Source organism: archaeon CG10_big_fil_rev_8_21_14_0_10_43_11, assembly GCA_002763265.1.
Lineage (GTDB): Archaea > Nanobdellota > Nanobdellia > PEZQ01 > PEZQ01 > PEZQ01.
The window spans coordinates 57,956-58,273 of sequence record PEZQ01000001.1; the positions used below are offsets into that span (position 1 = coordinate 57,956).

Annotated in this window: 1 protein-coding gene (running past one end of the window); it reads right to left on the bottom strand. The window is 44.0% G+C overall.

From position 1 onward, the window contains the following. Positions 1-318: part of a tRNA methyltransferase coding region (locus COT72_00360; protein PIO00672.1), annotated on the bottom strand (this coding region is incomplete at its 3' end). 60 nt of the annotated region lie beyond the right edge of the window; the window shows 318 of its 378 annotated nt.

Below are 318 nucleotides of genomic sequence, written 5' to 3' on the forward strand. Positions count from 1 at the left end.
TTGAGCTATCTGCGTCGTCTTAGAACCAGGACTTGCGCACATGTCAAGTATCATGTCATCTTCCTTCGGCGCAAGGACCACAGGCGGGATCATGGATGCTGCTTCCTGGATATAGAAATATCCCAGAAGATGCTCTATCATGTTACCGAAATCCCTTCTTTCGCTCTTCACCCAGAATCCTTCTTTGCACCAGGGAATCGGATCCAATTCCACTGAACCTTCTAACCTTGATACTATCTCTTTCACAGAGGTCTTCAAGGTATTCACCCGGATTGATTTTCTGAGGTATTTCAATGAATATTCCTTGAATACATCAAA